The organism is Photorhabdus sp. RW14-46, assembly GCF_963887965.1.
Classification (GTDB): domain Bacteria; phylum Pseudomonadota; class Gammaproteobacteria; order Enterobacterales; family Enterobacteriaceae; genus Photorhabdus; species Photorhabdus laumondii.
Genome location: NZ_CAWPHH010000001.1, coordinates 367157 through 380664 on the forward strand (window position 1 = coordinate 367157; position 13508 = coordinate 380664).

Genomic DNA, 13508 nt, shown 5'->3' on the forward strand with positions numbered 1-13508 from the left:
TTTGAGTTTTGACTGGTGGTTTAGAACACAATAATAATCTGGTTATAATTGACAAACACCCGATGGAGATTGCAATGAGCCATTATCCTCACCTGTTCGCCCCTCTAGACCTGGGGTTCACCACACTAAAAAACCGCATTTTGATGGGATCAATGCACACTGGACTAGAGGAACATCCCGATCGCGCCCAGAGGCTTGCCCGCTTTTATGCTGAACGGGCAGCCGGAGGCGTGGCATTGATTGTCACAGGCGGCATTTCGCCAAATAAACAAGGTGTTATAGGGAAAGGCACTGCATTCCTAGTAGATGAAAAAGATCTTATTCACCATAAAGTTATTACAGACGCAGTTCATCAGGCTGGTGGAAAAATTGCAATGCAAATCCTACATACCGGCCGTTATAGCTATCAACCACACCTTGTCGCCCCTACCGCTATTCAGGCACCAATTAATCCATTCATGCCTCGTGAAATGACAGAAGAAGATATTCAGCAAACCATTGCTGATTTCGCTCATTGTGCTCAACTGGCACAACTAGCAGGTTATGATGGCGTAGAAATCATGGGTTCTGAGGGTTATCTGATTAACCAGTTTCTGACTACCCGTACCAATCACCGCCAAGATAAATGGGGTGGAAGTTTCGAAAATCGAATGCGTTTTGCTGTGGAAGTTGTTAAAGCAGTCCATCAAGCAACAGGGCGAGAATTTATTCTAATCTACCGGCTTTCGATGTTGGATTTAGTCGAAGAGGGTTCTAATTGGCAGGAAATCGAGCAACTCGCAGTTGCTATTGAGCAAGCGGGGGCATCTATCATCAATACCGGTATCGGCTGGCATGAAGCTCGAATCCCAACGATTGCTACTATGGTTCCCCGCGCCGGATTCAGTTGGGTAACGCAAAAGCTGATGGGGAAAGTTTCTATTCCATTGATCACAACAAACAGAATTAATGACCCCAACATTGCAGAACAAGTGCTGGCTCAAGGTTGTGCCGATATGGTTTCTATGGCACGACCTTTTCTGGCTGATGCTGAATTCGTTATGAAAGCCCAGCAAGGACGGGCCGATGAGATTAACACTTGTATTGGCTGTAATCAGGCATGTTTGGATCAGATTTTTGTCGGTGAAATAGCCTCCTGTTTAGTTAATCCCCGCGCCTGCCACGAAACAGAAATGACTGCCGAGCCAACCACCACACCGAAAAAATTGGCGGTTGTCGGTGCCGGGCCTGCCGGATTGTCATTTGCAGTGACCGCCGCCAGTCGTGGTCATCATGTCACTCTGTTTGAACGTGACGGACAGATTGGCGGACAATTTAATATTGCCAAACAGATCCCAGGTAAAGAAGAATTCCATGAAACACTGCGTTATTTTCAGCGCCAGTTAACAATCCATCATGTTGATGTACGGTTGAACCAAACCGCAACACCAGAAGCACTTTCTGATTTTGATGAGGTGATTATCGCCAGCGGCATTGTGCCTCGCCAACTCACCATTGATGGTATTCATCATGAAAAGGTACTGAGCTACTTAGATGTATTAAGAGATAAGAAAAATGTCGGTCAACGTGTCGCTATCATTGGCGCAGGTGGTATCGGTTTCGATACCGCAGAATATCTGAGTCAACCAGGAAAAAGTACTAGCCTTGATAGCACCACTTTCAGCGAAAAATGGGGCATTGACCATAATCTGACACATCGTGGTGGTTTATCTCCTGAAGGCCCTAAACCAAAACCTTCTCCCCGAAAAATTTATCTATTACAACGTAAACCGACAAAAGTTGGTGAAGGATTAGGTAAAACAACAGGTTGGGTACACCGAACCAATCTACACCTGCGTGGTGTGAAAATGCTCAACAATATGCAATATTTGAAAATAGATGATCAGGGATTACATATTAGCAGCAATGGGGAACAACGCTGTCTTGCCGTAGATAATATTGTTATTTGTGCCGGACAAGAGCCACTGAGAGAACTATATCAACCGCTACAGCAAGCGGGAAAAACCGTGCATCTTATTGGTGGAGCAGATGTTGCAACGGAATTGGATGCCCGACGGGCTATCGATCAAGGTACTCGGTTAGGTCTTAAAATTTGATGATAAATAATGACGGTCATAGACAGACCGTAAGACAGGGTAAATCCTCAAACCGCGCCATTCCTGGCGCGGATATTTTACTCTTTCTTACCTAATCTTTTTAAACCGAAATACTTCAATTAATTACGTTGAGTTAACTGATCCGATGACAGACGGTCATCCTCAGCCTGACAAACAGCAGCAGTAAACAATACATCGGTAGAAGAGTTCAGACTCGTTTCCGCAGAATCCTGTAATACACCAATAATCAAACCGACTGCTACAACTTGCATCGCAATCTCATTGGAAATCCCAAACATGCTACAGGCCAGAGGGATCAACAATAACGATCCCCCAGCCACACCAGAAGCACCACAGGCACAAATGGCAGAAACCACGCTTAACAATAATGCTGTAGGCACATCAACAGGTATCCCAAGCGTATTGACCGCAGCCAGAGTCAACACCGGGATAGTCACCGCAGCGCCTTCCATATTGATCGTTGCGCCTAATGGAATAGAAACTGAATAAGTATCTTCATGCAGATTCATACGACGGCACATCGCCATATTCACTGGAATATTTGCAGCCGAACTGCGGGTGAAAAATGCCGTTACGCCACTTTCACGCAGGCAGGCAAATACCAGTGGATAAGGATTACGACGAATTTTCCAGTAAACAATCAACGGATTTACAACAAGTGCCATAACCAACATACAACTCAGTAATACAACCAGCAGTTGGACATATCCCAGTAAGGCATTAAACCCCGTTTCTGCAATTGTTGCAGACACCAGACCGAAAATACCAACCGGTGCAAAACGAATGACCACCCGAACAACCTGAGTAACCGCTTCAGACATGTCATGAATTAGAGACTTAGTTGAATCCGTCGCATGACGCAGGGCGATACCCAAACCAATAGCCCAGGCAAGGATACCGATATAGTTACCGTTCAGTAATGCATTCACTGGATTAGCGACAACATTAACCAGTAACCCTTTAATCACCTCTATAATATTTTCAGGAGGCGACATCTGAGCATCATTGACAGCTAGCACCAGCGGTAATGGGAATATAAAGCTACCGGCCACGGCAACCAACGCAGCAAAAAAAGTACCCAAGATATAGAGGATAAGGATTGGACGAATATTGGTTTTTTGGCCTTTTTTATGGTTAGCAATAGAAGACATGACCAAAATCCATACCAATACCGGGGCTACTGCTTTCAGGGCGCCAACGAACAACGTCCCAAGTAAACTGACTGATTTGGCAACCGAAGGTGCCAACAACGCTAACAGTATCCCTGCAATTAAACCTACCAAAATTTGTTTAACCAGGCTTCCTTGTACAATGTAATGCACGAAGCCACGTTTTTGTTTTTCCATAGCTGATCCATTTTATTAACAGTTCTGTTAAACCTATACCCTATGGATTTCAAGATGCATCGCGACGGCAAAGGAGCGAATCCCCGGGAGCATAGCGAACTATGTAACCGGGGTGAGAGAGTGCAGCCAACAAAGAGGCAACTTGAAAGATAACGAGTATATATTTTTTTGTGTTTGCTTCCTCAGTATAGGGAAACCAAGAGTAGAGAAAAGCAGCGATAGTTAAAATATACAACCTCGCCAGCACTTATTAACAACACATTCACATTTGTGTGATCAAAACGGCAATTTACACATTTACAAAATACAATTATTTGTTTTTATGTTTAACCATTTCGCAGCAATTTAAGACAAGAAGAAACCATATCTCCCCATTCAAAAAAGATATGGTTATCTGTTAAAAAATAGTTACCTAATTACTGGTTCTCTGTCGCTTTGTATTTATTTACCCAAACATTAATAATCATTGTTACTGCCAAAATACTGGCTACAGCTCCCAGAGAACCCCCTATAGGAATATGATAAAAATCTATTATCAGCATTTTAATACCGATAAATGCCAGAATGACTGATAAACCATATTTAAGCATTGTAAATTTCTCTGCCACCCCAGCCAGCAGAAAATACATCGCACGTAATCCTAAGATAGCGAAAAGATTAGAAGTCAAAACAATAAAAGGATCTGTAGTGACTGCAAAAATAGCAGGAATACTGTCTACCGCAAAAATAACGTCACTAATTTCAACCAGAATCAGGACCAAGATGAGTGGCGTCGCATATAACAAACCCTTTTCTTTCACAAAGAAACGTTCTCCGTGAAGATTATCAGTGATGCGAATATGCGCTTTTAGCCAACGAACAAAAGGTTTATCGCCTATCGGAGAATCATCCTCTTTAACCAACGCCATCTTAACGCCGGTAACCAGCAAAAAGAGGCCAAACAGATAAAGTATCCAACTAAATTGAGAAACCAGCCAGCTCCCTGCAAAGATCATCACGGTACGCAGCACAATTGCGCCTAAGACACCGTAAATAAGCACCCGACGTTGTAAATTTGCCGGAATGGCAAAATAGCTGAATAACATCAGCCATACAAACACATTATCAACAGCAAGCGCTTTCTCAAGTAAATACCCGGTAAGAAAAGCCATTACCTGACTATTAGCAACCGCTACCCCTACAGTTTCTCTGCAATACCACCATAATCCTAATGCAAATAAGAGCGACAAACTTACCCAAATTACACTCCAGACAGCAGCTTGACGAAATGACATTGCTTGCTCTTTCTTACGCCCCTGTAAGGATAGATCCAGCAGCAACATAATCGTAATTAAAACAGCAAAACTTCCCCATAAGAGAGGACTACCCACAGAGTTCATTTTCTTTCTCTCATAAACAAAAACGGCTGAAGTCTCAGAAGACGCCAGCCGCTGCTATATTTCTTCCCCACATCGTGGATAAGGATGTATTGCAAGCAACCCTCGCCTTCTGGCAAGGTCTCACTTACAACACAGAAAATGTACCATCAGGTATAAGTTCAAGGTTGCCCGGCTACCGGATGCTGTTGCATCGTAATGACGATAAACCGGCTAAGGAAGTTACTCCCCTTTGCTGCGGTGAAAAATAAATCAAATTCAGACAAGAATCAATCTACCACTGAAAAAATATTGACTCATAGTCAGCGGTCAGCGGTCAGCGGTCAGCGGTCAGCGGTCAGCGGTCAGTAAATCATAAGTGAATAAAATGGTAACAAAAACAGATTAAAATAGTAGGACAAACAGTCATTCATTTAAATGCAAGAAACCTAACAAGCCCGCCTTATAGACCCATTTCTTATCCTATTTTAATGAACGTTCAATTGATCACCAAAATTTTCTGTTTAGTCACCCCTGATTTTGTTACAGTGGCACAGGCTGCGTCATTTGCCTTTTTCAACAGTGAAAAGGCATGAAAACCAACCAAATAACGTAAAATAGGATGTAATTTAATCGGTTTAGCCTCATGCTTTCAGGATGAACGAACAAAGGCATTTTAGGAACACCTGATGGAAATAGTAAAAGAACTTATATATGCACTTTGGTACCAGGATTATGAAACTCTGGCCAACCCATCCCTATTATGGGCCATTTACATCATGCTATTCTTGATTCTCTTCCTTGAAAATGGCCTCCTTCCTGCTGCATTTTTACCAGGAGACAGCCTGCTTATACTAGTTGGCGTATTGATTGCCAAAGGTGCAATGAGTTTCCCTCTAACGATTGTAGTATTAACTGCCGGAGCAAGCTTAGGTTGTTGGATTGGTTATCTTCAAGGAAAATGGTTAGGAAATACCAAGACAGTACAAGGCTGGCTCTCTCACCTTCCAGCTTATTATCACCAAAGAGCTTACAATCTTTTTCACCGCCACGGCCTATCAGCTTTACTTCTTGGCCGCTTCCTCGCATTTGTCAGAACCCTCTTACCAACACTTGCAGGACTGACAGGTCTACAAAACAGTCGTTTCCAGTTTTTTAACTGGCTCAGTGGCTTCCTGTGGGTCATTATCCTTACCTCTTTGGGTTATGCATTTGGTAAGACCCCCATTTTCCGTCAATATGAAGACTTGGTAATGAATTTCCTGATATTACTGCCACTTGCTTTACTTATTATTGGTTTTAGCGGCAGTTTGCTCGTTGTATGGCGTAAAAAAACTTGCCAATCCCCTCAAAAAAAGTAATTAATTCCAATAAAATCTAATATCCCTCCCTGCTGCAGATAAAAGTATCGTTTGCAGCAGAATAGTGAAATAACGCTAATGTTTTTTATTCACCTTCCAAAATATAAGCTATATTTAGTGATAGTCTTTTCCTGCATCAGGAAAAGCAACTAACTAAGTCAAATACACACACCTTACATTGAGGAGTAATCTACATGTCAAAGATCAAAACTAATGAAGATCTACACGTTGAACTAAAATCACTCGCAGATACACTGGAAGAAGTGATCAAAAGCTCTGGTGATAAATCCAAAGTCGAGCTGGAAGAACTTCGCGGCAAAGTAGAGGAAGTCATCAAAGATACTCGTTCTAAACTCAGCAATGCCAGTGATATGGTTGTTAAGAAAACAAAAGATATGGCGGGCCGTGCTGATGTCTACGTTCACGATAAACCTTGGGTAAGCATCGGTATTGGTACTGTTGTCGGTGCCGTATTAGGTGTAGTGTTAGCTAAACGCTAATATGATCAACTCATCCAAATCTCAAGGCCCCGGTAAAGGGGTCCTTGACATTCTCCAACGTATTGCCTCTGTTGTTATCGAGATAATAGAAACTCGTTTACAACTCATCGTTGTAGAGTTGGAAAAAGAAAAAGCCACTTTGATACAGCTGGTAGTCATAGCCAGCCTGACATTACTGCTCACCGCTTTCGGCCTCATGTGTTTACTTGTTATGATTTTTTGGGCTATCGATCCCAGCTGGCGTTTTACCGTATTAGCAAGTACTACTGGCACACTACTCGTTCTGGCGCTTATTGGCCTTATATGGACCATCAGGAAAGCGCGAAATTCAACATTACTTAGTGCAACTCGCGAGCAATTAAAGATAGACAGAGAAATGTTGGAGGATCATAGTAATGAGTAAACAACGCCAGAAAAAAAAGCTGAAAGAACAGCAGCTAATGAGAAATATCCAACTACAACGCCTCGAACTCACCAACAATACACAGCTCTGGAAGAACCTCACTGAACCTTATGACAAAAGCTGGCAAAAGCTTTTGTCATTAAAACCCTATCTGGGACCTGCAATCCATGCTATCTCTTTGTATGGCCTTCACCATCCTGTGAAATTTTATCATTTGTCTCGTCATATCATTCGACTATTGAAATGGAAATAGTAATAATTCTTCATAATATCCCTCATTGATGATCACTCTAGTTGCTTACATTCAAAAACTTTGTATAAAATTGTTAATAATCCTTGCTTACAACTAAGTTCATCTACCTTTAGTATACATTCCATCCGTTAATGATTAACAAATTGTGCTGTTTCGGGTTGGTACAAGTTAATCATCAAACAAACTATTATTATTTTTCCTGTGTCTTAGGAGTTGTTAATGAAAAAATTTGAAGATAGTGCCCTGTTACTGGCTCGCATTTTGATGCCGATTCTATTTATCGTTGCAGGCTATGGAAAATTAGGTGATTCCTACGCGGGTACCCAGCAATATATGAATGCTATGGGCGTCCCTAGTTTTCTATTACCACTGACGATCTTACTTGAATTAGGTGGTGGTCTGGCAGTTCTGTTTGGTTTGTTAACCCGTACCACCGCGTTATTTACCTTTGGCTTCTGTGTCCTGACTGCCATCCTCTTCCACAGCAATTTTGCTGAAGGCATGAACCAAACTATGTTTCTCAAGAACCTGACTATTGGTGGCGGTTATCTGTTACTGGCTATCATCGGCCCAGGTAAATTCAGTATCGACCACCTGATAAAAAGAAACTGGTAATATCTTGCTATGGCTGTTCTGAATCTGAAAAATAACCGCTCACAGGTAAAAGGTGAAACGATCAAAAGCTCAAAGATTTTATCAGCCAACTATCCAATATTGGGTCTAAAGATAAATAGTAATCTGGGGGATCTAGAAGATCTTTCGGCTTACTTTAGCCAATAGATCCAACTTTTATTAAATCATAGTGACTTTGGTAAGATATACCCGTTATCTTTCAAATTGCCTCTTTGTTGGCTGCGCTCGTTCACCCCGGTCACATAGTTTACTATTGCTCCCGGGGATTCGTTCCCTTGCCGTCGCGATACATCTTGAAATCTTTAGGGTATATATTGACATCAGGACAACCATTCTGACTTAGGGAAAAACCATTGGTGTTATTGATAAATTCGAAAGTCTCCCTGTTTTCATCACTGTCTGGTACCCCAAAAATAGAATCATCAATACTCAGCGAATAGAAATCACAAAATTTAGATTAAGGCAAATTACACCTACCCATGATGTCTGCTCAAAAAGATTAACACAGCCAACCAGACAGTCTGCTGTACTGGCTGGCACCATTTACGAATGTTAGATTCGTTGTGCCATAATTTCATATTTCGCTAAGCAATCATCGAATCATGTTTTTTTACAGCCTGTCTTCTAATTTGATTGCTCACATCGCTTCTACTTACCGACTAACAAACAATTTAGGGATTTCCCGCAAACACCAAGATTTAGCTTCCCCCATACTGTCTCGTCGCCATGCCATAATGACATTTGTCTCATGGCTATATTCAGAGCTAATCACCCGCAAACGCCCCTCAGTAATATCTTGTTCCACCATAGGATAAGGCATGGTAGCAACGCCCAACCCAGCCAAGAGAGCACGGCGTTTATCTTCCAGAGAACTTACTGTTAAACGCTGTTGCTTATCTAACAACTGAACCGTTAATACCGGACGTTCCCTCGCTGTATCTGCCACAGCAATACCACGATATTTCACTCTCGTGACATCAGATAAAGGCTCCGGCTCTTGATGTATAGGATGATCAGGGCTAGCAACATAGACATTGGTAATGCTGTAAAGCTGACGTGAATTAATTTCTGCCGATGCGCGAAAATGCATATCTGGTGCAATAACAATATCCGCCCGACCCGTTTCCAGCCTCTCCCATGCCCCCGCCAAAACTTCTGTCAATAAAGAGAGCTGAGTATTCGATTTTTGAGCAAGCTTTCCCACTAATGGAAATAATGAAGAAGCAGGAACCAACGCCTCACAAACAATTGTCAGGTGAGTTTCCCAACCTCGCGCTAATGCTTCTGCATCAGCCGTTAATTTATCAGCAGCTTCAAGCAATTGACGTCCACGCTCAAGCAGCATACGACCAACATTGGTGAATTTAGTTCTGTGACCCGAACGGTCAAACAGCACTACATCCAGCTCCTCTTCTAATTTTTGCATCGTATAGCTAAGTGCAGAAGGAACACGACCAAGCTCATCAGCGGCCGCAGCAAAACTTCCCCGCCGGTCAATCGCATCCATGACCCGGAGAGATTCCAGTGTAAGCGCTCGTTCTTTGCTCATATTTTTCTCAATCAGGAAATTTGAATATGCTGACCAGATTAACTGGCTAACATTTCGCCGTCCAGATAATTACTATTGTTTGTGTGTGTTTTTGTAAGGTAACCGCCATTATGATTATAAATAGAACAGCAAAACAATGTGGGAAAGCTGACTATGGTTGGCTACAAGCTCGTTATACATTTTCATTTGGTCACTATTTTGACCCAAAGTTTTTAGGTTATGGCGCGCTACGTGTACTCAATCAAGAAGTCATTGCCCCCAAAGCCGCTTTCCAACCTAAATCCTATCCACATGTGGATATATTGAATATTATTCTACAAGGTGAAGCAGAATACCGTGACAGCGAAGGCAACTATATCAGAGCCCGTAAAGGAGAATGTTTACTATTTTCTACCCGTCAAGGCATCAGCTACAGTGAACATAATGCCAGTATTAATAAGCCACTAACGCGCTTGCAGCTTTGGCTGAATGCCTTTCCTCAGCAGGAAAGCTTACCATTGCAACGAATGGAATTACCAGAACAACCACTGGCTATGCTAGCTTCTCCAACCGCAGAAGATGGCAGTATGCAATTACGTCAACAAGTGTGGGTAAATCATATTTCCCTTAATAAAAATCAATCTCATCATCTGCAATTGAAAGGAAAAAATGCCTATCTGCAATCTCTAAACGGAAATATAAAAATAAGAGGCAATTCTAAGGATAACAATTTAATTAAATGTGGAGATGGCGCTTTTATTCATGAAGAAAGTCGTCTGGTTTTAAAAGCAGATACGGAATTCCAAGGACTGTTAATTGATCTGGCTGCTTAAAAAAGTGAAAGCCCCGTCAGATTCCAATCTAACGGGGCTAAATTTGTGAAGTTGACCGATAAGCCGGGTTCTGTCGTGGACAATCATTCATCTAGGCCAGCACTTACGCACTGGCTCAAGCAGCCTACCCGGGTTCGATACGGGCCGTACCTAATGAACCCCTATTTGGCCTTGCTCCGGGTGGAGTTTACCGTGCCACGGACTGTTACCAGCCGTGCGGTGCGCTCTTACCGCACCCTTTCACCCTTACCTGATCCTACATTAAGTAAGCCATCGGCGGTTTGCTCTCTGTTGCACTGGTCGTGGGCTTTCACCCCCCAGACGTTATCTGGCACCCTGCCCTGTGGAGCCCGGACTTTCCTCTCCTCCATCTATCATCCAAAGGATTAATGATAAAGCAGCGACTGTCTAGTCAACTCCGCGGCGGATTATAAGAGGTTTACCCAATAATGTATAGGCATTTACCGATTATCTGCCCTAATTTAGCAATTGCTATCATTCTTCATTCTGTCCCAATCCATGACGATAAAGTGCATTTTTCTTCACACCATGAATCTCTGCTGCCAGTGCAGCCGCTTTTTTCAAGGGCAGTTCTTGTTGAAGAAGCGCCAGCGTTCTTAATGCCTCTGGAGGCAAAACATCGTCATCCAGTTTTTTATAGCCTTCAACGATCAATACCATTTCACCACGGCGACGGGTTTCATCTTCCTTCACCCACGCCAAAAGTTCACCTACTGGCATCCCCTGAATGGATTCCCAAGTCTTTGTCAATTCCCGCGCCAAAACGACGTAACGTTCAGTTCCCAACACCTCAACCATATCTTCTAAACTTTCGATCAGACGATGGGTGGATTCATAAAAAATTAATGTGCGTGGCTCCTGTTGCAAAGCCCGTAAAGTATCTGTCCGACTTTTACGCTTTGCGGGCAGAAATCCTTCGTAACAGAAACGATCTGATGGCAGACCAGCAGCAGACAAGGCGGTTATCGCCGCACAAGGTCCTGGAAGTGGGACAACATGAATACCGGCTTCACGGCAACGGCGAACCACATGGTAACCAGGATCATTAATCAGCGGCGTTCCTGCATCAGAGACTAATGCAATACTTTGCCCTTGTTGGAGTTTTGTAATTAATTGATCTGCTTTCTGCTGTTCATTATGATCATGAAGTGCGAACATGCGTGCATTAATGGCAAAATGTTGAAGCAACAAGCCAGTATGTCGCGTATCTTCGGCTGCAATCAGATCGACATGCTCAAGAACTTCAAGCGCACGCTGAGTGATATCACCCAAGTTTCCAATAGGGGTTGGCACAACATATAGCGTGGATGTCGTAACCACTGCTCGATTAGGTTGATTCATTGTTTCATCCGAATGGCCGATTTAAAATTGAGCATCTTTGAAAAAAACATCGCTGGATACAGTATGCTTTCCTCAATTTTTGTGCGTATCAAAACTGGTTTAGTCTGTTCAGCTATGCTGGCAGTCATGATCATCGCAGGATGTACCGTACCTGACCAACAGGGACAACAACCTTCGCAAACTCAGGACAAAATCAGTACAGAAATCGCCCGTTATCAATCTATCATTGATGCCGCTCATGGCGAACCTTCTCTTGATGTCATCCGTGCTTATATCGCTCAGGAACCACTCGTGAAAGAGAGTGCGGTTCGTCAAAAAAATATTGATGATACCTGGCAAATGCTGACCCGTCTTTCACCACAAGAGCGCCGTGGGTTGGTCATCAACGCTGATGAAAATGTTCTGCAAGGCTGGCTGGACTTACTCAGTGCCTATCAGGATAACAAACAGGACTCCGACAAACTACAGGCAGCTATCCGTGACTGGAAAATTCGCTATCCACAAAACCCTGCTGTACAGTCACTCCCAACTCAGTTACAGCCGGCAGCCATCCAACAGCAAGATACGAATATCCGTATTGCTCTGTTCCTGCCATTAAGCGGTCAAGCAAAAGTATTCGGTGAAGCCATTCGCCAAGGTTTTCTTGATGCTCAGGCCGGTTTACCAAGTCCATCATTGCCAACAGAAAACCCGGAAAATTTATCTATAACAGACAGTGATAGTGCGTCAGATAGTGTGGCTTCTACCGATATGTCCCCTAGTGAAGGGGCGATCATAAACTCAGCAATACCAGCCACTCAAACAACACCTGTCATAGCCAATGCGCCGATTAACACACAACAGGTCAAAATCTATGACACAACAAGCCAGCCATTGGAAAACTTATTCATTCAGGCTAAGCAGGATGGTGTGAATTTAATTGTCGGGCCGTTACTTAAGCCAGATGTGGTTAAACTCGTTCAGATAAATACGGCATTAAACATGCTAGTACTTAACGAGTTAGACAATGCTCAACCACACTCTAATATCTGCTATTTTTCTTTGTCACCAGAAGATGAAGCGAAAAATGCTGCGGAACATATTTGGCAGCAACAAAAACAGAATCCTCTGATTTTGGTCCCCAGAGGGACTTTTGGTGATCGCATTGCCAACGCCTTTGCACAGGAATGGCAAAAACAAGGGGGACATACTGTTCTGCAACAAACTTTTGGCTCTTCTGCCGAACTGAAACAATTAATTAATAGAGGTACCGGTATTCGCTTGACCGGAACAGCCGTCAATGTCACCAGCAATCAACCTACATCAATCGCTATTGGTGATCTGGAAATCCCCCAGATAAACACCGATGTCGTTCCTACTTCTACTGGCGGCTCAGTGGATGCAGTTTATATTGTTTCTACCCTGGATGAACTGACGCTAATTAAGACAATGATTGATATGGCAATCAGTTCCCGCGATAAGCCCGCCCTTTACGCAAGTTCCCGCAGTAATCAGGCGGGCGTCGGTCCCGATTTTCGCCTGGAGATGGAAGGAATGCAATTCAGTGACATTCCCTTAATCGCCGGTGCTAACTTGCCACTGATGCAGCAAGCAGTCAGTAAATTTGCGAATGATTACTCTTTGATGCGCCTTTACGCTATGGGTATTGACGCCTGGTCATTAGCAAATCAATTCAGTCAAGTTCAGCTTCAAAGTGATTTCCATCTCAATGGTGCTTCTGGAGTGCTGTCCGTTCAGGAAAACTGCACCATTTTCCGACAACTCTCATGGATGCAATATCATCAAGGCCAAATCACTGCGATTTAATTAAGTAACTT

14 protein-coding genes and 1 other RNA gene are annotated in these 13508 nt (G+C 43.1%); 9 read left to right on the forward strand and 6 right to left on the reverse strand.

From position 1 onward, the window contains the following. Nucleotides 1–74: 74 nt before the first annotated feature. A complete protein-coding gene (locus AACQ38_RS01585) occupies nt 75–2096 on the forward strand; it encodes an oxidoreductase (RefSeq protein ID WP_011148122.1) in 2022 nt (673 codons plus the stop codon). Between the two features lie 119 nt (nt 2097–2215). Here AACQ38_RS01585 and sstT read toward each other — a convergent pair whose 3' ends face one another. Both sstT and AACQ38_RS01595 read right to left on the reverse strand, forming a co-directional pair. Next, nucleotides 2216–3463 (reverse strand): serine/threonine transporter SstT, encoded by a 1248-nt coding sequence (gene sstT / locus AACQ38_RS01590; protein ID WP_165577247.1) that lies wholly within the window; start codon nt 3461–3463, stop codon nt 2216–2218. A gap of 416 nt (nt 3464–3879) precedes the next feature. Then, nucleotides 3880–4842 carry a TerC family protein gene (locus AACQ38_RS01595; protein ID WP_011148124.1) on the reverse strand — a complete coding sequence of 321 codons (963 nt, stop codon included), beginning with the start codon at nt 4840–4842 and terminating at the stop codon, nt 3880–3882. An 89-nt stretch (nt 4843–4931) separates the two neighbouring features. Between AACQ38_RS01595 and AACQ38_RS01600 the strand changes: the two genes are divergently transcribed. The 6 genes from AACQ38_RS01600 to AACQ38_RS01625 all read left to right on the forward strand — a co-directional run bounded on the left by AACQ38_RS01600 (nt 4932) and on the right by AACQ38_RS01625 (nt 7950). Continuing rightward, nucleotides 4932–5090 carry a hypothetical protein gene (locus AACQ38_RS01600; RefSeq protein WP_157852119.1) on the forward strand — a complete coding sequence of 53 codons (159 nt, stop codon included), beginning with the start codon at nt 4932–4934 and terminating at the stop codon, nt 5088–5090. Between the two features lie 417 nt (nt 5091–5507). Beyond that, nucleotides 5508–6179, forward strand: a complete 672-nt coding sequence (locus AACQ38_RS01605) for a DedA family protein (RefSeq protein ID WP_011148125.1) — start codon at nt 5508–5510, stop codon at nt 6177–6179. 194 nt (nt 6180–6373) lie between these two features. After that, nucleotides 6374–6679 carry a DUF883 family protein gene (locus AACQ38_RS01610; RefSeq protein ID WP_011148126.1) on the forward strand — a complete coding sequence of 102 codons (306 nt, stop codon included), beginning with the start codon at nt 6374–6376 and terminating at the stop codon, nt 6677–6679. A 1-nt stretch (nt 6680) separates the two neighbouring features. Beyond that, nucleotides 6681–7082: a phage holin family protein gene (locus AACQ38_RS01615; RefSeq protein ID WP_011148127.1), complete on the forward strand. Its 402-nt coding sequence runs from the start codon at nt 6681–6683 to the stop codon at nt 7080–7082. Continuing rightward, on the forward strand, nt 7075–7335 hold the full coding sequence (locus AACQ38_RS01620) for a YqjK-like family protein (protein ID WP_165577248.1): 261 nt from the start codon (nt 7075–7077) through the stop codon (nt 7333–7335). The genes AACQ38_RS01615 and AACQ38_RS01620 overlap by 8 nt, the downstream gene beginning before the upstream one ends. 219 nt (nt 7336–7554) lie before the next feature. Then, nucleotides 7555–7950, forward strand: coding sequence for a DoxX family protein (locus tag AACQ38_RS01625; RefSeq protein ID WP_011148129.1), 396 nt, complete (start codon nt 7555–7557; stop codon nt 7948–7950). Between the two features lie 210 nt (nt 7951–8160). Here the strand turns inward: AACQ38_RS01625 and AACQ38_RS01630 are convergent, their stop codons facing one another. Together AACQ38_RS01630 and AACQ38_RS01635 are read right to left on the reverse strand one after the other, a co-directional pair. Then, nucleotides 8161–8289, reverse strand: coding sequence for a hypothetical protein (locus AACQ38_RS01630; protein ID WP_278249215.1), 129 nt, complete (start codon nt 8287–8289; stop codon nt 8161–8163). A gap of 331 nt (nt 8290–8620) precedes the next feature. Further along, nucleotides 8621–9517: a LysR family transcriptional regulator gene (locus AACQ38_RS01635; protein WP_011148130.1), complete on the reverse strand. Its 897-nt coding sequence runs from the start codon at nt 9515–9517 to the stop codon at nt 8621–8623. 110 nt (nt 9518–9627) lie between these two features. Here AACQ38_RS01635 and AACQ38_RS01640 point away from each other — a divergent pair, with 110 nt between their 5' ends. Next, entirely contained in the window at nt 9628–10329 is a 702-nt protein-coding gene (locus AACQ38_RS01640) for a pirin family protein (protein ID WP_011148131.1), read from the forward strand. Nucleotides 10330–10372: 43 nt separating this feature from the next. Here AACQ38_RS01640 and rnpB read toward each other — a convergent pair. Both rnpB and rsmI read right to left on the reverse strand, forming a co-directional pair. Further along, nucleotides 10373–10749, reverse strand: an RNA gene (rnpB, locus tag AACQ38_RS01645) — RNase P RNA component class A. A 75-nt stretch (nt 10750–10824) separates the two neighbouring features. Continuing rightward, nucleotides 10825–11691: a 16S rRNA (cytidine(1402)-2'-O)-methyltransferase gene (gene rsmI, locus AACQ38_RS01650; RefSeq protein WP_165577249.1), complete on the reverse strand. Its 867-nt coding sequence runs from the start codon at nt 11689–11691 to the stop codon at nt 10825–10827. 63 nt (nt 11692–11754) lie between these two features. Here rsmI and AACQ38_RS01655 point away from each other — a divergent pair, with 63 nt between their 5' ends. Then, nucleotides 11755–13497: a penicillin-binding protein activator gene (locus AACQ38_RS01655; RefSeq protein ID WP_165577250.1), complete on the forward strand. Its 1743-nt coding sequence runs from the start codon at nt 11755–11757 to the stop codon at nt 13495–13497. Nucleotides 13498–13508: the final 11 nt, after the last annotated feature.

Excerpts from the sequence above, each read along its gene's own strand:
- AACQ38_RS01585 (WP_011148122.1), top strand. The coding sequence starts at position 75 with ATGAGCCATTATCCTCACCTGTTCGCCCCTCTAGACCTGGGGTTCACC.
- sstT (WP_165577247.1), bottom strand. The coding sequence starts at position 3,463 with ATGGAAAAACAAAAACGTGGCTTCGTGCATTACATTGTACAAGGAAGC.
- AACQ38_RS01595 (WP_011148124.1), bottom strand. The coding sequence starts at position 4,842 with ATGAACTCTGTGGGTAGTCCTCTCTTATGGGGAAGTTTTGCTGTTTTA.
- AACQ38_RS01605 (WP_011148125.1), top strand. The coding sequence starts at position 5,508 with ATGGAAATAGTAAAAGAACTTATATATGCACTTTGGTACCAGGATTAT.
- AACQ38_RS01610 (WP_011148126.1), top strand. The coding sequence starts at position 6,374 with ATGTCAAAGATCAAAACTAATGAAGATCTACACGTTGAACTAAAATCA.
- AACQ38_RS01615 (WP_011148127.1), top strand. The coding sequence starts at position 6,681 with ATGATCAACTCATCCAAATCTCAAGGCCCCGGTAAAGGGGTCCTTGAC.
- AACQ38_RS01620 (WP_165577248.1), top strand. The coding sequence starts at position 7,075 with ATGAGTAAACAACGCCAGAAAAAAAAGCTGAAAGAACAGCAGCTAATG.
- AACQ38_RS01625 (WP_011148129.1), top strand. The coding sequence starts at position 7,555 with ATGAAAAAATTTGAAGATAGTGCCCTGTTACTGGCTCGCATTTTGATG.
- AACQ38_RS01630 (WP_278249215.1), bottom strand. The coding sequence starts at position 8,289 with ATGTCAATATATACCCTAAAGATTTCAAGATGTATCGCGACGGCAAGG.
- AACQ38_RS01635 (WP_011148130.1), bottom strand. The coding sequence starts at position 9,517 with ATGAGCAAAGAACGAGCGCTTACACTGGAATCTCTCCGGGTCATGGAT.
- AACQ38_RS01640 (WP_011148131.1), top strand. The coding sequence starts at position 9,628 with ATGATTATAAATAGAACAGCAAAACAATGTGGGAAAGCTGACTATGGT.
- rsmI (WP_165577249.1), bottom strand. The coding sequence starts at position 11,691 with ATGAATCAACCTAATCGAGCAGTGGTTACGACATCCACGCTATATGTT.
- AACQ38_RS01655 (WP_165577250.1), top strand. The coding sequence starts at position 11,755 with ATGCTTTCCTCAATTTTTGTGCGTATCAAAACTGGTTTAGTCTGTTCA.